Annotated in this window: 16 protein-coding genes; 10 read left to right on the top strand and 6 right to left on the bottom strand. The window is 67.1% G+C overall.

All coding sequences use genetic code 11. The annotated features are described in order from the left end of the window. Positions 1 to 25: 25 nt before the first annotated feature. Entirely contained in the window at positions 26 to 1,522 is a 1,497-nt protein-coding gene (locus tag ACN2C7_RS19035) for a S10 family peptidase (RefSeq protein ID WP_419319039.1), read from the top strand. Positions 1,523 to 2,149: 627 nt separating this feature from the next. Here ACN2C7_RS19035 and ppk2 read toward each other — a convergent pair. Beyond that, positions 2,150 to 2,911, bottom strand: coding sequence for a polyphosphate kinase 2 (gene ppk2, locus ACN2C7_RS19030; protein WP_419319038.1), 762 nt, complete (start codon positions 2,909 to 2,911; stop codon positions 2,150 to 2,152). A gap of 46 nt (positions 2,912 to 2,957) precedes the next feature. Between ppk2 and ACN2C7_RS19025 the strand changes: the two genes are divergently transcribed. Further along, positions 2,958 to 3,674: a 16S rRNA (uracil(1498)-N(3))-methyltransferase gene (locus ACN2C7_RS19025; RefSeq protein WP_419319037.1), complete on the top strand. Its 717-nt coding sequence runs from the start codon at positions 2,958 to 2,960 to the stop codon at positions 3,672 to 3,674. Here the strand turns inward: ACN2C7_RS19025 and ACN2C7_RS19020 are convergent. Continuing rightward, positions 3,671 to 4,018: a hypothetical protein gene (locus ACN2C7_RS19020; RefSeq protein WP_419319036.1), complete on the bottom strand. Its 348-nt coding sequence runs from the start codon at positions 4,016 to 4,018 to the stop codon at positions 3,671 to 3,673. The two genes, ACN2C7_RS19025 and ACN2C7_RS19020, sit on opposite strands and share 4 nt — an antisense overlap. 188 nt (positions 4,019 to 4,206) lie before the next feature. Between ACN2C7_RS19020 and ACN2C7_RS19015 the strand changes: the two genes are divergently transcribed. The 3 genes from ACN2C7_RS19015 to def all read left to right on the top strand — a co-directional run bounded on the left by ACN2C7_RS19015 (position 4,207) and on the right by def (position 7,624). Next, a complete protein-coding gene (locus ACN2C7_RS19015; protein ID WP_419319035.1) occupies positions 4,207 to 5,568 on the top strand; it encodes a glutamate--cysteine ligase in 1,362 nt (453 codons plus the stop codon). 215 nt (positions 5,569 to 5,783) lie between these two features. Continuing rightward, positions 5,784 to 7,094, top strand: a complete 1,311-nt coding sequence (locus ACN2C7_RS19010; protein WP_419319034.1) for a DNA recombination protein RmuC — start codon at positions 5,784 to 5,786, stop codon at positions 7,092 to 7,094. Positions 7,095 to 7,102: 8 nt separating this feature from the next. Beyond that, the gene (def, locus tag ACN2C7_RS19005; protein ID WP_419319033.1) at positions 7,103 to 7,624 is read left to right on the top strand and encodes a peptide deformylase; all 522 of its coding nucleotides are present in this window, start codon (positions 7,103 to 7,105) and stop codon (positions 7,622 to 7,624) included. Positions 7,625 to 7,834: 210 nt separating this feature from the next. Here def and ACN2C7_RS19000 read toward each other — a convergent pair whose 3' ends face one another. Next, complete coding sequence (locus ACN2C7_RS19000) at positions 7,835 to 8,191, bottom strand: cell surface protein (RefSeq protein ID WP_419319032.1); 357 nt, start codon at positions 8,189 to 8,191, stop codon at positions 7,835 to 7,837. Positions 8,192 to 8,305: 114 nt separating this feature from the next. Between ACN2C7_RS19000 and fmt the strand changes: the two genes are divergently transcribed. Beyond that, complete coding sequence (gene fmt / locus ACN2C7_RS18995) at positions 8,306 to 9,232, top strand: methionyl-tRNA formyltransferase (protein WP_419319031.1); 927 nt, start codon at positions 8,306 to 8,308, stop codon at positions 9,230 to 9,232. Then, positions 9,232 to 9,975 carry a tRNA pseudouridine(38-40) synthase TruA gene (gene truA, locus ACN2C7_RS18990; RefSeq protein ID WP_419319030.1) on the top strand — a complete coding sequence of 248 codons (744 nt, stop codon included), beginning with the start codon at positions 9,232 to 9,234 and terminating at the stop codon, positions 9,973 to 9,975. The genes fmt and truA overlap by 1 nt, the downstream gene beginning before the upstream one ends. Positions 9,976 to 10,159: 184 nt before the next feature. On the opposite strand, the gene ACN2C7_RS18985 is transcribed toward truA, so the two are convergent. The 3 genes from ACN2C7_RS18985 to dapE all read right to left on the bottom strand — a co-directional run bounded on the left by ACN2C7_RS18985 (position 10,160) and on the right by dapE (position 12,911). After that, positions 10,160 to 10,738, bottom strand: a complete 579-nt coding sequence (locus ACN2C7_RS18985; protein ID WP_419319029.1) for an NAD(P)H-dependent oxidoreductase — start codon at positions 10,736 to 10,738, stop codon at positions 10,160 to 10,162. Positions 10,739 to 10,807: 69 nt separating this feature from the next. Further along, positions 10,808 to 11,728, bottom strand: coding sequence for a glutaminase (locus ACN2C7_RS18980; RefSeq protein WP_419321503.1), 921 nt, complete (start codon positions 11,726 to 11,728; stop codon positions 10,808 to 10,810). A 19-nt stretch (positions 11,729 to 11,747) separates the two neighbouring features. Next, positions 11,748 to 12,911 (bottom strand): succinyl-diaminopimelate desuccinylase, encoded by a 1,164-nt coding sequence (dapE, locus tag ACN2C7_RS18975; RefSeq protein ID WP_419319028.1) that lies wholly within the window; start codon positions 12,909 to 12,911, stop codon positions 11,748 to 11,750. A 64-nt stretch (positions 12,912 to 12,975) separates the two neighbouring features. On the opposite strand from dapE, the gene ACN2C7_RS18970 reads away from it, so the two are divergent. The 3 genes from ACN2C7_RS18970 to ACN2C7_RS18960 all read left to right on the top strand — a co-directional run bounded on the left by ACN2C7_RS18970 (position 12,976) and on the right by ACN2C7_RS18960 (position 14,901). Beyond that, on the top strand, positions 12,976 to 13,455 hold the full coding sequence (locus tag ACN2C7_RS18970) for a cupin domain-containing protein (RefSeq protein WP_419319027.1): 480 nt from the start codon (positions 12,976 to 12,978) through the stop codon (positions 13,453 to 13,455). 74 nt (positions 13,456 to 13,529) lie between these two features. Then, the gene (locus ACN2C7_RS18965; protein ID WP_419319026.1) at positions 13,530 to 14,222 is read left to right on the top strand and encodes a VIT1/CCC1 transporter family protein; all 693 of its coding nucleotides are present in this window, start codon (positions 13,530 to 13,532) and stop codon (positions 14,220 to 14,222) included. A gap of 124 nt (positions 14,223 to 14,346) precedes the next feature. Beyond that, positions 14,347 to 14,901 (top strand): Panacea domain-containing protein, encoded by a 555-nt coding sequence (locus ACN2C7_RS18960; RefSeq protein WP_419319025.1) that lies wholly within the window; start codon positions 14,347 to 14,349, stop codon positions 14,899 to 14,901. Positions 14,902 to 15,050: the final 149 nt, after the last annotated feature.

Raw genomic sequence — 15,050 nt, 5'->3', positions numbered from 1 at the left:
TTTCGGCCTCAGTATGGGGGTGTTGATGCGAAATTCATTCAAGGCCGGGCTCGCGGCCCTGGTTCTGGCGGGCGCTCTGGCCGGCGCCGGCGGCGGTTTCGCCCAGGACGCCAAACCCTCCGGCGACAAGCCGGCGGCCAGCGAGCTGACGCCGTTCCCGGCCGACAAGTCGGTCAAGCAGACCGCCACGGTGGGCGGCAAGGCCCTGGCCTACACCGCCACGGTCGGCGCCATGCCGGTGCGCGACGAGAAGGGCAAGAAGATCGCCGAGGTGGTGTTCACCGCCTACACCCTGGACGGTCCGCGTGATCCGGGTCGCCCCATCACCTTCGCCTTCAACGGCGGCCCCGGCGCGGCCAGCGTCTATCTGAACTTCGCCCTGGGTCCCAAGCGCGTGCAGTTCGGCGCCGAGGGCGACAGCCCGTCCGCGCCCGTGAAGCTGGAAGACAATCCCGCCAGCTGGATGGACTTCACCGACATCGTCTTCATCGACCCGGTCGGCACCGGCTTCTCGCGCAGCCTGACCACCGAGGAGGAGACCAAGAAGCGCTTCTATGGCGTGAAACAGGACATCGACTACCTGTCGCGCATCGTCTTCGACTATCTGGTCAAGACCGAGCGTCTGGCCTCGCCCAAATACATCGTCGGTGAAAGCTATGGCGGCTTCCGCGGCCCGCGCCTGGCCTACACCCTGCAGACAGATCTGGGCGTGGCGGTGAAGGGCGTGGTTCTGGTCTCGCCGCTGCTGACCAGCGCCGGTCGCCAGGGCCAGGAGATCTCGCCCCTGCCGGCGATGTGGAGCCTGCCGTCGATCGCGGCCGCCAAGCTGGAGCGCGACGGCAAGCTGACGCCCGAGAGCATCAAGGCCGTCGAGGACTATACGCGCGGCGAATACATGGTCGACCTGATGAAGGGCTCTGATCCCGCCGCTCTCGACCGCCTGACGACCAAGGTCTCGGCCATGACGGGTCTGGATCCCAAGTTCGTGCGCCGGGCCGGCGGGCGTCTGGAGACCCAGTCGTTCCTGCGCGAGGTGTTCCGCGACACCGGCCGCCTGGGCAGCCGTTACGACAGCAACGTCACCGCCCTGGATCCCTTCCCCTTCGCGCCCGAGCAGGAGGTCAACGACCCGATCCTCGACGCCATCATCGCCCCGACCACCAGCGCCGTCGTCGACTTCACCACCCGCATCGTCGGCTGGAAGCCGGACGTGCGCTATGACGCCCTGTCGGACGTGGTCAACCGCAGCTGGGATCGCGGCAAGGGCCCCGACACCGAGTCGGTGACCGATCTGCGCAAGATCGTCTCGGTCGACCCCAAGCTGAAGGTGCTGATCGTCCACGGCTATAACGACCTGTCGTGCCCGTTCTTCGCCTCGCGCCTGATCGTCGACGCCATGCCCGCCACCGTGGCCGGCCGCGTCACCCTGTCCAACTATGCCGGCGGCCACATGTTCTACAGTCGCCCTGACAGCGGGGCTGCGTTCCGCAAGGACGTGATGGCGCTGTACGGGGTGAGGTAGCGGGCAGGGCGGCCCTTGAATCCCTCTCTCTTTGAGAGAGGGAGGGGCCCGCCGCGTAGCGGTGGGAGGGTGAGAGGTTACAATCTCTCCGAACGGGGCGCCGACGGCCTTCGAGCCCTAGCGAACCGCAGCGCCGGCTGGCAGTTCTACAATGTAAGGTGGGCCGCATGCGCACTTTGACCGCGATCTTCTCTCTAACTTTGGTCGTCTCACTAATCGGCTGCAACAGCGAGCGTCCGCCTGGTCCCGTTCGCTCGGAGCGGGACGCTATATCGGTTGCGAAGCGGTATGCTGGGGAAATGGCGTTTGAAGATACGCGCGTGGTGGCTCGCCAAAGTGAAGGGACTTGGATGGTCCGGGGGGAAAAAGAATCCGATCCCGCGCATCCGGTCGTAGTCACCATTGACGGCGCATCCGGCCAAGTGACTGACCTGAAAGGCGTTGAGTATCGAACATCCATTAGAGGTTCAAAGCCGTAACAGCGCTTCGCTAGAAGTCTGCTTCCCACCCACTTCGGCCGCCCAAAATGAATCCAGCTTCCCCGGCCAGCGGTGAAACCTCTCACCCTCCCACCGCCTGCGGCGGCGGGCCCCGCCCTCTCTCTATGAGAGAGGGATTCAAGGCGCCCTACCGCGCCAGCCGCCCGTCGCTCAGGGCCGCGACCTCGAACGGGAAGATCACCTCGGGGTCGGGCTTGGCCACGCCCTTCAGCAGCGTCTTGTCGCCGGCCGCGTGCAGTAGCCAGCGGATGATGTTGAGCCGGGCCGCCTTCTTGTGGTCGGCGCGGACGCAGATCCAGGGCGCGGCTTCGGTGTGGGTGCGGGACAGCATCTCGTCGCGGGCGGCGCTGTAGTCGTCCCATTTTTCCTGGGCGACGGCGTCCAGCGGGCTGATCTTGAAGGCCTTCAGGGGGTCTTCCGATCGGGCCTTTAGCCGCTCGCCCTGCGTCTCCCGGCTGATATCCAGCCAGAACTTGGCGTAGCGCATGCCGCTGTCGACCAGCATCTTCTCGAATGAGGGCACGTCGTTGAGGAACTGGGCGTGCTGCTGCGGCGTGCAGAAGCCCATGACCGGCTCGACGCCGCCGCGGTTGTACCAGGAGCGATTGAACAGCACCGCCTCGCCCGCCGCCGGCAACCATTCGACATAGCGCTGGAAATACCACTCGCCCTGCTGGCGGTCGGAAGGCTTGGGCAGGGCGACGACCAGGGTGTTGCGCCGCGACAGGTGCTCGGTGATCCGCGAGATCGCGCCGTCCTTGCCGGCGGCGTCGCGGCCCTCGAACACGGTAAGGGTCTTCGAGCCGTCCTTGATCGCCTTCTGCTGCATGCGGATCAGGGCCAGCTGCAGATGGGCGAGCTCTTCATCATAGTCGCGGATTTTGGTCATGGGGGGAGCCTACCGCTGAAACCACAAGTCGCGCTAGAAGAGCGACATGATCCGTCTTTTCGTTCCCCAGGACCTGGCCCCCGGCTACGGCGTCGTCCTGACCCTCGACCAGTCGCGCTATCTCACCTCGGTGATGCGCCAGGCCATCGGCGCGCAGGTGGCGCTGTTCAACGGCCGTGACGGCGAGTGGACCGCCACCCTGACCGAGACCGGCAAGCGCGGCTCGCTGCTGAAGGTCGACGAGCAGGTCCGGCCCATGGCGCTCGGACCGGACCTCGACCTCGTCATCGCCCTGGTCAAGCGCGGCCGGGTCGAGACCATCGTCGAAAAGGCCGCCGAGCTGGGCGTGCGTAGGGTGCGACTAGCAGTGACCCGACGAACCAATGTCGACTTCGTCAAGCTGGGGCGCCTCGACGCCATCGCCATGGAGGCCGCCGAGCAGACCGGCCGGCTGGACGTGCCGACCGTGGAAGACCCGGTGAAGCTGGCCGAGATCCTCGACGGCTGGGACCCGGCGCGAAAGCTGGTGTTCTGCGACGAGGGCGGCGACGCGCGTCCGGCCTTCCAGGCCCTGGCCGGCAGCGCCGCGCCGGCCGCCATCCTGATCGGCCCTGAGGGCGGTTTTTCGCCGGAGGAGCGCGAGCGTTTGCGGTCGCTGCCGTTCGTCACACCGGTGTCGCTTGGCCCTCGCATCCTGCGCGCCGACACCGCCGCCATCAGCGCCCTGACGCTCTGGCAGGCGGCGGCCGGCGACTGGCGTTAGGGCGCTGTTTCGATCCAGAAGGTGAGCTTTGAGCCAATGAATGGAGCCACTAAATCAGCCTTGCCACTTCGCTTGATCGTGTCGGCGAACCCGAAGCGGATCATGTCTGTGGCAATCGGATCGCCAACCAACGCAGTTTCAATTAGCTGGCCCATGGCTTTCAGTTTTTCGCACTCGCCCTCTTGAGCAAGTTCGATCATCCGATGAGCCACCGTCTCGAAGTACAGAGAGGCTAGAAGCTCGCCGAACTCAGCATTGTGTTCGCTCAAACCAGCGGCCAAGCTCGTATCGATTTCAGCAAGGGCCTGAGCCAGCTTGATTTCGGGCGGAAGGTAAGCATCCATGATGCGGCTTAGCGTCCGGCAAAAAGACGCGCAACACTGCGCCGAACGAAACCCCTTATGTTGCGAAAGGCGGGGCGAGCCTCTTGAGGTTCGCAAAGAAAACGCCCAATTGCGCAGCGTGACAATCCGCGGTCGGGGGAAGGGCCTCCCTTGCCGAGCCGAGTTTTTACCCTGGGGAGGGACGGCTTATGGCCGACACCGCTAGCCTGCAGGAGCGTCCGCTGACGCTCGACGACCTGACCGCCTATTTCGCCTCGGGCTCCAAGCCCAAGGAAGCCTTCCGCGTCGGCGCCGAACACGAGAAGTTCGGCTTCTATCTCGGCTCGCACGCGCCCGTGCCCTATTACGGCGACACCGGCGTCCACGCCCTTCTGGTCGGCCTGCAGCGCTTTGGCTGGAAGCCGGTGATGGAAGGCGAGGTCATCATCGGGCTGGAGCGCAACGGCGCCAATGTCAGCCTGGAGCCCGGCGGCCAGTTCGAGCTCAGCGGCGCGCCGCTGCTGACCATGCACGACATCTGCGAAGAGACCGGCCAGCACCTGGACGAGGTCAAGACCGTGGCCGACGAGTTGGGCCTGGGCTTCATGGGGCTGGGCTTCTCGCCCGTCTGGAAGCGCGAAGAGGTGCCGGTGATGCCCAAGGGGCGTTACGTCATCATGCGCAACTACATGCCCAAGGTCGGTGGCCTGGGCCTCGACATGATGCTGCGCACCTGCACCGTGCAGGCCAATCTCGACTTCTCGTCCGAAGCCGACATGGTCGCCAAGTTCCGCATGAGCCTGGCCCTGCAGCCGATCGTCACGGCCCTGTTCGCCAATTCTCCGTTCACGGAAGGCAAGCCCAACGGCTTCCTCTCCAGCCGGGCCAATGTCTGGACCGACACCGACGCCGACCGCACCGGCCTGCTGGACTTCGTGTTCGAGGACGGCTTCGACTTCGAGCGCTATGCCCGCTACGCCCTGGACGTGCCGATGTATTTCGCCAAGCGCGGCGACCGCTATATCGACCTGGCCGGCCGCAATTTCCGCGACTTCATCGACGGCAAGATCGATGAGCTGCCCGGCGAGCGCGCCTCGATCAAGGACTGGGCCGACCACACCACCACCCTGTTCCCGGAAGTGCGCCTGAAGACCTATCTGGAAATGCGCGGCGCCGACGCCGGCCCGTGGAGCAGCCTCTGCGCCCTGCCGGCCCTGTGGACCGGCGTCTTCTATGACGACGCCGCCCTGGCCGCCGCCTGGGACCTCTGCAAGGACTGGACGGCTGAGGAGCGCGCCCAGCTGCGCCGCGACGTGCCGGTCCTGGGTCTCAAGGCGCCGATCGCCGGGCGCACCGCCCAGGACGTGGCCAAGGACTTCGTCGCCATCGCCAAGTCGGGCCTCAAGGGCCGGGCCCACATGAACGGCGGGTTCCTCGACGAGACGATCTATATGGGCGAACTCGAAGAGATCGCCGACAGCGGCCGCACGCGGGCCGACAAGCTGCTGGAGCTCTATCACGGTGAGTGGAAGGGCGATGTGAGCCGGGTGTTCACCGACTGCGCTTACTAGGTTTCCGCGTTCAATAACCTTGTCATCCCGGAAGCCTCGCAGAGGCTATCCGGGACCTAGGGGCCAAGGCAGTGCGGTGGCCCTGGGTCCCGGCTCGGCGCGCTACGCGCTTGGCCGGGATGACAAGTAGGTTGGCGTCAGAAGCGGTCATTGCCGCCTTGGCTTGAGCAGGAAGCCCGCTTCCGCCCGCCCCCGACTCCGGCTAGGAACGGAGCATGAACTTTTCCGATCCGTTCCTGATCCTCGCCATCGTTTTCGCCCTGATGGCCGTCGCCGCCATGCTTTGGGCCCTGGCCGCCTCAAAGCGCGCCACCGCCGCCGACGCCCGCGCCTGGCAGTTGAACGAGCGGCTGGCCCAGGCCGACGAGCGGGCTCGCCTGCTGGAAGACCAGGCGGCCACCCAGGGCGAGCTGATCCGCGCCCAGGCCGCCCAGCAGGCCAATATGACCGCCAACACCGTGGCCGAGGCCCTGATCAAGCGCGCCGACGAAAACTTCCGCAGTCGCGAACTGCTGTCGCAGCAGCGGCTGGAAGCCCAGCTCAAGCCGGTGGCCGAGACCCTGGCCAAGTTCGAGGCCCAGGTCACCGCCGTCGAAAAATCCCGCGCCGAGGAGACCGGCGGCCTGAAAGCCCAGATCGCCGCCCTGATGGAGGCCTCGGTCGCCACCCAGTTCGAAGCCCGCAAGCTCTCGGCCGCCCTGCGGCGCGGGGCCGGCGTGCAGGGGCGCTGGGGCGAGCAGACCCTGCGTAACGTCCTTGAGGCCGCCGGCCTCAACAAGCGCTTCGATTTCGAGGAGCAGTTCAGCGTCGACACCGACGAGGGCCGCCGCCGGCCCGACGTCAAGGTGCGCATGCCCGGCGGGGCGGTGTTTGTCATCGACGCCAAGTGCTCGCTGAACGCCTTCCTGGAAGCCCAGGAAATGGCCGAGGAACTGCCGCGCGAGGCGGCCCTGCTGCGTCACGCCCAGAGCGTGCGGGCCCACATGACCAGCCTGTCGGCCAAGACCTACTGGGACCAGTTCGCCGCCGAGGGCTCGCCCGATTTCGTGGCCATGTTCGTGCCCGGCGACAGCTTCCTGGCCGCCGCCCTGGAACGCCTACCCGACCTGATGACCGAAGCGATGGACAAGCGGGTGCTGTTGGTCACGCCCACCACCCTGTTCGCCCTGTGCAAGGCCGTGGCCTATGGCTGGCGGGTCGAGGACCAGGCCAGGAACGCCGCCAATATCGTCGCGGTGGGCCGCGAGCTCTACAAGCGGGTGGCGGTGATGGGCGCCCATGCCGGCGCGGTGGGCAAGGCGCTGGAAAGCGCCGTGGGCAAATACAACCAGTTCGTCGGCTCGCTGGAGAGCCAGGTCCTGACCCAGGCCCGCCGGTTCGAGGACCTGTCGGTCGACCACGAAGGCAAGGAAATCGCCGAGCTGACCCCGGTCGAAAGCGGTGTTCGCGCGCTGACCAAGCTGGCCCCCCAAGCGGGGATGGGGCAATCCCCCACCTTGACGCTCGGGAATGAGACCCTTACCTGACACCTATTATGGCTATCCGTCGCATCCTCACCGTCGATAACGCCGCCGATATGGCCGTGTTGAAAAAGATCTCCACCCCCGTCGCGGCGGTGACAGACGATCTGCGTCACCTCATGGATGACATGCTGGAGACCATGTACGACGCCCCCGGCATCGGCCTGGCCGCCGTTCAGGTGGGCGAGGCCATCCGCGTCATCGTCATGGACCTGGCCCGCGACGGCGAAGAGCCGACCCCGCGCTATTTCATCAATCCCGAGATCCTGACGGCCTCGGAAGAGACGCAAGGCTATGAAGAGGGCTGCCTGTCGGTCCCCGACTATTATGACGAGGTCGAGCGCCCTTCGAAGGTGACGCTGCGCTATCTGGACTATAAGGGCGAGACCGTCGTCGAGGAGGCCGAGGGCATGTTCGCCGTCTGCATCCAGCACGAGATGGACCACCTGGAAGGCGTGCTGTTCATCGACCACCTGTCACGCCTGCGCCGCGACCGCGCCATCACCAAGGTCAAGAAGGCGCGCCGCGCGGCTTGATCTGATCCTCCCCCGGTGGGGACGCGCGATTGCCTCCAGAAAATTGTCATCCCGGACAAGCCTGGCGAAGCCGGGCGCCGATCCGGGACCGCCGGGAGCGCCGAGCTCAGGCGTCGGTCCCGGATCTTCGCGCTGCGCGCTTGTCCGGGATGACAGCCTTTTTTGGCCCTAGGCGATAACGCTTCCCGAGACGGGAGCCGCTAAACAGCCCTACCGCGTCGCCTCGTGGACCTCTTCCTTGGTTTCCTGGCCGGCCTTCTTGGCGCCGGCCTTGATGTCTGTGCCGGCTTCCTTGGCCGCATCGCCGGCTTTCTCGCCGGCGGCCTGGACCGCGTCGGTGGCGTCGCCGGCGGCTTCCTTCAGCTCGGCCCCGGCCTCCTTGGCGCTCTCCTTGATCGCCGTGCCGGCTTCCTTGACGTCGGGATCGGTCGAGATTTCCTTGGCCGCGTCCTTGATGTCGGTGGCGGCGGCCTTGGCGCCCTCCTTGATCTCGGTGGCGTGCTGGTCCGAACAGGCGGCCAGCGACAGGGCGGCGGCGCAGACGGCGAAGATCAGGGGGGAACGCATGGTGGTGCTCCTGGAAAAAGTGTCGGTCCGATAACGGTCCCCCACGGCCAAGGTTCCGCCGGCGGCTTTCTCCAGCCGCTTTCAATGCGGGGCGCGGACCGCTAAACCGCGCCCATGCGCATCGCTTTCCTCGGCACCCCCGATTTCGCCGTCGCCTGTCTGGCCGAACTGGTCGCCTCGGGCCATGAGATCGTGGCCGTCTATTCCCAGCCTCCGGCCCCGCGCGGTCGCGGCCAGGACCTGAAGCCCTCGCCGGTTCACGCCTTCGCCGAAGGTCTGGGCCTGCCTGTGCGCACGCCGGTCTCGATGAAGACGCCCGAAGAGATCGCCGCCTTCAAGGCGCTGGATCTCGACGCCGCCGTGGTGGTCGCCTTCGGCCAGATCCTGGTCAAGGCGGTGCTGGACGCCCCGCGCGAGGGCTGCTTCAACCTGCACGCCTCGCTGTTGCCCCGCTGGCGCGGTGCGGCCCCGATCCAACGGGCGATCATGGCCGGCGACGCTGTCACCGGCGTCCAGGTGATGCGGATGAGCGAGGGCCTCGACGAAGGCCCGATCCTGATGTCCGAACAGGTGCGCATCGACGCCCTGGAGACGGCCGGGTCGCTGCACGACAAGCTGGCCGAAGTCGGCGCGCGCATCCTGCCGATCGCCCTGGGCGCCATCGAGCGCGGCGCGGCCCGCGAGACGCCGCAGAGCCAAGAGGGCGTGACCTACGCCAAGAAGATCAAGTCGGCCGAGGCCCGCATCGACTGGACCCGGCCCGCCGCCGAAATCGACTGCCACATCCGCGGCCTGTCGCCCTTCCCGGGCGCATGGTTCGAGGCACCGTCCGAGAAGGGCCCGGTTCGCGTGAAGGCCCTGCTGTCGCGTGTGGAAGATGCTGAGGGCCCGCCCGGCGCCGTGCTGGACGACAGCCTGCTGATCGCCTGCGGAGACGGCGCCGTGCGTCTGCTGAAGGCCCAGCGCGAAGGCAAGGGCGCCCAGGACGCCGGCGACTTCATCCGGGGCTTCCCGCTGGCCGCCGGAACCGTTCTGGCCTGATGCCCCGCTACCGCCTCCTCGTCGAGTATGACGGCCGGCCCTATAACGGCTTCCAGGCCCAGGCGACCCTGCCGTCGGTGCAGGGGGCGATCGAGGCGGCGGTGAAGGCCTTCTGCGGCCAGGAGCTGCGCATCGCGGCGGCGGGCCGCACCGACACCGGCGTCCACGCGACGGGACAGGTCGTCCATGTCGATCTCGAGCGCGACTGGCCGGCCCAGACAGTGATGAACGCCCTCAACGCCCACCTGACCCGCGAGGCGGTCAGCATCCTGGCCTGCGAGATCGCGCAGGGGGACTGGCACGCCCGGTTCTCGGCCAATGAGCGGCGCTATCTTTACCGCATCCTCAACCGACCCGCCCCGCCGGCCCTGGACAAGGGCCGCGTGTGGCATGTGAAGAAGCCGCTGGATGCGCAGGCCATGCACGCGGCCGCCCAGCATCTGGTGGGCCTGCACGACTTCACGACCTTCCGCGACATGCACTGCCAGGCCAAGTCGCCGCTGAAGACCCTCGACGTGGCCCGGGTGTGGCGCGAGGGCGAGGTAGTCTGTCTGGCGTTCGAGGCGCGCAGCTTCCTGCATCGCCAGGTGCGGTCGATGACCGGCACCCTGGTCGAGGTCGGGATCGGCCGGTGGAGCGCGGAAGACGTGAAGGCCGCGCTGGAGGCCAGGGACAGGACCGCTTGCGGGCCTGTCGCGCCCCCAGACGGGCTCTATCTGGTGGGCGTGGGTTACGGCGACTGACGCCGAACGCCCCCTCCGTCACGTCGCGTATCCGCGCCGCGCCACCTCCCCCGCAAGCGGGGCAGGAGAAAAGAAGCTTCACCCTCCTGCCCCGTAGCGAAGCGTGCGGGGGAGGTGGCGCGCTGCGAATACGCAGCGTGACGGAGGGGGCGTCCAGCGCCGGCAGCCCAGCCGTCGCCCGGGACTAGATCCCCAGCGTCCCCAGCCGCCGCATGCGGGCCAGCCATTTCAGCCGCCCCTGGCCGCCGATCGCCTCGACGCCGCCGATCACCGATTTGCGGATGGGTGACAGGCCGGCCAGACCCAGGATCCCTTTCTCCAGCGCCAGCAGGCCGTGCGCGCCGAACATCAGCCAAAAGGCGATGGCCGGCATGCCCATGGTCACCACCAGACGAGCCGACCGGCCCTTGAGTTGCGGGACGGGGCCCCTGGGGCTTTCCGCCATGCCAAAGCCGGCGCGGAACACCTGCTCCAGCAGGGCCTTCAGCTTGGCCGGGGTTGCGCCCAGCCACAGGGGGAACAGCACCACGATATGCTGGGCCCACAGGATGTCTTGCTGCACGGCCTGGATCGGTGGTGGCGGCGGGCTCTCAAATTCCCATTGGCCGCCCAGGAAGGGCGTGTCGAGGTCGGCCAGATCGATGCGCCGCACCTCATGCCCGGCCGCCCTCGCGGCCTCGACATAGGCGCTGGCCAGGGCCGAGCCGAAGCGTTCGGGGCGGCAGTCGGGGTGTCCCAGCAGAACCAGAATTTGTTTTGTCATGGCGCCTCCTGCTAGGATAACGCGCAGGATCGTCGCGCCGCCGCCTTGATGCGGCTCAAGCGCCCGGTTCTACAGCACCGAACAGTTGGTCAGCTGCGCGAAGGCCTCCAGCGCCGCCGTCCCCACCACGGAGGTTCCAAAGCGGTCCAGCTCCGGTGACCACACCGCGATCACCGCCTTGCCGGGAACCACGGCCACGATGCCGCCGCCGACGCCGCTCTTGGCCGGCAGGCCGACGCGATAGGCGAAGCTGCCGACGCTGTCATAGATGCCGCAGGTCAGCAGCAGGGCGTTCAGGCGCCGCGTCAGGCGTTCGGGGAAGATGGTCTCCTGGATCACCGGCGAGAAGCCCCCGGCCGCCAGGGGCAGCAGGGCCCGCGCCAGCTGCCGACAACTCATGGTCAGGGCGCACTGGCGGCAATAGGCGGCGACCACGGCCTCGGGATCATGGGTGATGGTGCCCTTGCCGCGCATCAGGTTGGCGATGGCGCGGTTCTGGTGGGCGGTGGCGAGCTCGGAGGCGGCGACCGCCTCGTCGATCTCGACGGCCTCGTCGGCCAGCACGCTGGCGAAGCCGCGCACCAGGGCGGCGGGATCCCTGACCGTGTCCAGCAGGTGGTCGGTGATCGCCAGGGCCCCGGCATTGATGAACGGGTTGCGCGGCACGCCCGCCTCGGCCTCCAGCTGGGACAGGTGGTTGAACGGCGTGCCCGAGGGCTCCTTGCCGACCCGCCGCCAGACCTCGTCGCCAAAGCGGTTCAGGGCCAGGCCCAGGGCGAAGACCTTGGTGATGCTCTGGACCGAGAAGCCCTCGTCGGCGTCGCCGATCACGTGTTCGCCGCCGTTGAGCGTGCACACGGCCATGCCGAACTTGTGGCCCGGCACAGTGGCCAGCTGGGGGATATAGTCGGCGGGCCGCCCCTTGCCGAAATGCGGCTTCACCAGCACGGCCACCTCGGCCAGGACCTGATCGATCGAGAACTCGTCCATCGTGGCCATGCGGGAGACCCTAGACCGCGAAGGCTTCGAAATAGCGACGGATCAGGGCTTCATAGGCCTTGGCCAGATCGCGGATCTCCTGCACCGGAACCCGCTCGTCGACCTGGTGCATGGTCGAGCCGACCAGGCCAAACTCGACCACCGGGCACAGGCTGCGGATGAACCGCGCGTCGCTGGTGCCGCCGGTGGTGGACAGCTCCGGAACCCGGCCGGTGGCCTCCTCCACGGCGGCGACGATCACCTCGGTGAACGGGCCGGGCTTCGTCAGGAAGGCCTCGCCGCTGATCTTGCACATCACATCGGCGCGGGCCTTGAAACCCTCGCCCGCAGCGGCGCATTCGCCCTCAATCCAGGCCTGCAGGTCCGCGCCCTTGTGGGCCGGGTTGAAGCGGATATTGACCCGCGCCCGGGCCGTGGACGGGATGACATTGGTGGCGGTGTTGCCGACATCAATGGTGGTGACTTCCAGGTTCGAGGGCTGGAAGCCTTCATAGCCCTCGTCCAGCACCCGGCTTTGCAGGCGCGACAGGATCGAGACCAGCACCGGGATCGGATTGGCGGCCCGGTGCGGATAGGCCACGTGGCCCTGCTGGCCCTCGACCGTGATCCAGGCGTTGATGCTGCCGCGCCGACCGATCTTGACCATGTCGCCCAGCAAGGACGCGCTGGTCGGCTCGCCGACGATGCAGTGGTCGATGATCTCGCCTTCAGCCGCCAGGGCCTCGACGACTTTCACGGTGCCGTCCTCGGCCACGCCCTCTTCGTCGCCGGTGATCAGGAAGCTGATAGAACCGGCCGGCTGCGGGCTGGCGGCTACGGCGGCGACAAAGGCGGCGATGGCGCTCTTCATGTCGACCGCGCCCCGGCCATAGAGCACGCCGTCCCTGATCTGGGCCTCGAACGGGCCGGCGGTCCAGGCGGCGTCATCGCCGACGGGGACCACGTCGGTATGGCCGGCGAAGCACAGATTGGGCCGGGCGGTCCCGCGCCGGGCATAGAGGTTCTCGATCTCGCCGAATTTCATCCGCCGGCAGGTGAAGCCCAGGGCGTCCAGCTGGCGCTCCAGCAGGTCCATCGCGCCCTCGTCGGCCGGGGTCACGGACGGCCGGCGGATCAGGGCTTGAGCGAGGTCGACGGGGTCAATGCTGACAGGTTCGGGCGCGGGGCTGGTCATGATGCTGGCTTTAAGCTTCCCTCCGGCCTGACGCAAACCACGCAAGCTTCTTCCCTGAGCGCCCATGCCCAAGATTGATATCGACGCCGCGCCCACCCGCTTCGGCACGGCCTATCCGCCGCCCTACGACGCGCCGTGCCAGGGCCGCCAGCGGTGGAAACTGGGCGACGCGGCGGGGCTGACCCAGTTCGGCGTCAATCTGATGCGCCTGCCGCCCGGCCAGTGGACCAGCCAGCGTCACTGGCACACCGCCGAGGACGAGTTCACCTGGGTGGTGGAGGGCGAGGTCGTGCTGGTCGACAATGACGGCGAGACGATCCTGCGGGCCGGCGACTGCGCGGGCTTCAAGGCCGGGGTGGCCAATGGCCACCATATCCAGAACCGCTCCGACAAGGTGGCGGTGCTGCTGGAAATGGGCACGCGGGCTCCGGAAACCGACGGCTGCGACTATCCCGACATCGACCTGACCCTGCGCGAGGGTGAGGAAGGCTACCGGCATCGCGACGGGACGCCGTATGAACTCGACGGCGGGCGCAAGCGTTAGCTGATCAGGCTTGACGCAGGTCAAGGCGCAGCGGGCCTGACGGGCCTTGGCTGACGGCCCCTAGGAGATGCCCCATGATCCCTCACCGCGAGCGCCATTTGATCGAACGCGTCGGCTGGCTGCGCGCCGCCGTGCTGGGGGCCAATGACGGGATCGTCTCGACCGCCAGCCTGATTGTCGGCGTCGCCGCCGCGTCCCAGGGGCGGGGCGAGATCCTCGTCGTCGGGGTGGCGGGGCTGGTGGCCGGGGCCATGTCGATGGCCGCCGGCGAATATGTCTCGGTCAGTTCGCAGGCCGACACCGAACGCGCCGATCTGGCGCGGGAAAAGGCCGAGCTGGAGATCCAGCCGGCCTTCGAACTCGATGAACTAGCCGGCCTCTATGAGGCGCGCGGAGTCGAACCTGACGTCGCTCGCGTGGTCGCCGGTCAGCTGATGGCCAAGGACGCCCTGGGCGCCCATGCCCGCGAGGAACTGGGCATTTCCGAGATCACGACCGCCCGGCCCATTCAGGCGGCCCTGACCTCGGCCGCGACCTTCGCCACCGGCGCGGCCCTGCCTCTGGTCACCGCGATCGTCGTACCGCCCGGCGCCATCGTCGTGGCGGTGTCGGTGGCCTCGCTGCTGTTCCTGGCCCTGCTGGGCGGGGTCGGCGCGCGGGCGGGCGGCGCACCCATCGGCAAGGCCGTGGCCCGGGTGACCTTCTGGGGCGCCATCGCCATGGCCCTGACCGCCGGGGTCGGGGCGGTGTTCGGGGTCTCGGCCTGACCTGCAGGAGCGTTGCAGGTTGACTTCAGCGCGACTGTCAGCAACAAGCACGTAAAGGTGGTTCTTCTTTTGTTCCGTTGACTGGAAGGACCAGGAAGATTCAACTCCGATTCGGAGGTCGCTCGTGCTCGCATCCACAGTCCAATTCGACCGGGAGAAGTTCAAGGAGGCCATCCTCTTATTGGCCTCCTATTGCCCGCCAGAGGAGCTGGGCAATGTGAAGCTTCACAAGATGCTCTACTTTGCTGACATGATGAACTTCCTTGAGGAAGGCCGTCCTTTGACGGGTGTTGACTACCTCAAGCAAAAGTTCGGGCCTACAGCCCGTCATTTGACATCCGCCGTCGAAGAGTTGGCGCGTGAAGGGAGTTTGACGGTCAAGGAAGCCGAGTATCACGGCTTCTTCAAAAAAGACTACGTCGCGGCCAAGCCGTTTCGCCGGTCTCGCCTTGCTGAGCGAGAAGTCACCTTGCTGGAGGAAGTCGCTGATTTCGTTCGCGGAAAGACAGCCAGGCAGATCAGCGAAATAAGCCACAACGCCGCTTGGGATGCCGCGGAGTTGGGCGAGGTCATTCCCTATTTCACAGCGCTGCAATTGGTGCCTGTCGAGGTCACGGATGCAGATCGTGCTTGGGCCCTAGAGACGGCTAAGGTCCATGCGAACGCGAGCCCCTTCTGAGCGGCCGCCTTTCTCGATCGGTCATTCCGAACTTTTCGAGGAAGCGGTTTACGCGTTAAAGCGACAGTTCCCGTTCATTGATGACGGCGTGCAGAACCTTGAATGGCTGTTGCGCCGATCACCCTTCAACAATGAGCGCTGCCCCGCCT

The organism is Caulobacter sp. ErkDOM-E (assembly GCF_048541895.1).
Lineage (GTDB): Bacteria > Pseudomonadota > Alphaproteobacteria > Caulobacterales > Caulobacteraceae > Caulobacter.
Note: the sequence above shows the minus strand (reverse complement) of the source record. Positions and strands in the feature narration are given on the sequence as shown.